This is a genomic window from Burkholderia sp. BE17, from assembly GCF_009362305.1.
GTDB classification, from domain to species: Bacteria; Pseudomonadota; Gammaproteobacteria; order Burkholderiales; family Burkholderiaceae; genus Burkholderia; species Burkholderia pyrrocinia_C.
In genome coordinates this window covers 1-1,960 of record NZ_WHNU01000099.1, presented here as the reverse complement: position 1 = coordinate 1,960, position 1,960 = coordinate 1, and the positions used below count along the sequence as shown (strand labels likewise).

Below are 1,960 nucleotides of genomic sequence, written 5' to 3'. Positions count from 1 at the left end.
CGATTGAATCGGTTCTTCACGAAACCCGCCAGTTTGCGCCGCCCGCGGCGCTCGAGCAGGCGGCGACCATTTCCGGCATGCCGGCCTATCGCGCGCTCGTCGCCGAGGCCGAGCGCGACTACGAAGGCTTCTGGGCGCGCCTCGCGCGCGAGGGCCTCGCGTGGCACAAGCCGTTCACGAACGTGCTCGACGAGTCCAACGCGCCGTTCTACAAGTGGTTCGACGACGGCGAACTGAACGCGTCGTACAACTGCCTCGACCGCCACGTCGAAGCCGGCAACGGCGAGCGCGTCGCGGTGATCTTCGAGGCCGACGACGGCACCGTCACGCGCGTCACCTATGCCGGTCTGCTGGCGCGCGTGTCGCGCTTCGCGAATGCGCTGAAAAAACGCGGGATCGGCAAGGGCGATCGCGTCGTCATCTACATCCCGATGTCGATCGAAGGCATCGTCGCGATGCAGGCCTGCGCGCGCATCGGCGCGACGCATTCGGTCGTGTTCGGCGGCTTCTCCGCGAAATCGTTGAACGAGCGGCTCGTCGACGTCGGCGCGGTGGCCCTCATCACCGCCGACGAGCAGGCACGCGGCGGCAAGACGCTGCCGCTCAAGAGCATCGCCGACGAGGCGATCGCGATGGGCGGCTGCGAAGCCGTTAAGAGCGTGATCGTCTATCGCCGCACCGGCGGCAAGATCGACTGGCATACGGGCCGCGACCTGTGGATGCATGAGATCGCGGACGGCGAGTCGGATCGTTGCGAGCCGGAATGGGTCGGCGCCGAGCATCCGCTGTTCATCCTGTATACGTCGGGCTCGACCGGCAAGCCGAAGGGCGTGCAGCACAGCACCGGCGGCTACCTGCTGTGGGCCGCGCAGACGATGAAGTGGACCTTCGACTGGAAGCCGACCGACGTGTTCTGGTGCACGGCCGACATCGGCTGGGTCACCGGTCACACGTACATCACGTATGGCCCGCTCGCGTGCGGCGGCACGCAGGTCGTGTTCGAAGGCGTGCCGACCTATCCGGACGCCGGCCGTTTCTGGAAGATGATCGGCGACCACAAGGTCAGCGTGTTCTACACCGCGCCGACCGCGATCCGTTCGCTGATCAAGGCGGCGGAGGCCGACGACAAGGTGCACCCGAAGAGCTACGACCTGTCGAGCCTGCGCATCATCGGCACGGTCGGCGAGCCGATCAATCCGGAAGCGTGGATGTGGTACCACAAGCACGTCGGCCAGGAGCGCTGCCCGATCGTCGATACGTGGTGGCAGACCGAGACGGGCGGGCACATGATCACGCCGCTGCCGGGCGCGACGCCGACGGTGCCCGGTTCGTGCACGCTGCCGTTGCCGGGCATCATGGCCGCGGTGGTCGACGAGACGGGCCAGGACGTGCCGAACGGTCAGGGCGGCATCCTCGTCGTCAAGCGCCCGTGGCCCGCGATGATCCGCACGATCTGGGGCGACCCGGAGCGTTTCAAGAAGAGCTATTACCCGGAAGAACTCGGCGGCACGCTCTATCTGGCCGGCGACGGCACGGTGCGCGACAAGGACACCGGCTACTTCACGATCATGGGCCGGATCGACGACGTGCTGAACGTGTCGGGCCACCGGCTCGGCACGATGGAGATCGAGTCGGCGCTGGTGTCGCACGAGCTCGTTGCCGAGGCGGCCGTGGTCGGCCGCCCGGACGACACGACGGGCGAGGCGGTGGTCGCGTTCGTGGTGCTGAAGCGTTCGCGCCCGGAGGGCGAAGAGGCGGCGGCGCTCGCGAAGACGCTGCGCGACTGGGTCGGCAAGCAGATCGGACCGATCGCGAAGCCGAAGGACATCCGCTTCGGCGACAACCTGCCGAAGACGCGCTCGGGCAAGATCATGCGCCGCCTGCTGCGCTCGCTCGCGAAGGGCGAGGCGATCACGCAGGACACGTCCACGCTCGAGAATCCGGCCATCCTCGATCAACT

At 67.5% G+C, this 1,960-nt stretch carries 1 protein-coding gene; it reads left to right on the top strand.

From position 1 onward, the window contains the following. Window positions 1–2: 2 nt before the first annotated feature. Window positions 3–1,960 (top strand): acetate--CoA ligase (acs, locus tag GD429_RS39950; RefSeq protein ID WP_321575149.1); only part of this gene is annotated, 1,958 nt, incomplete at its 3' end.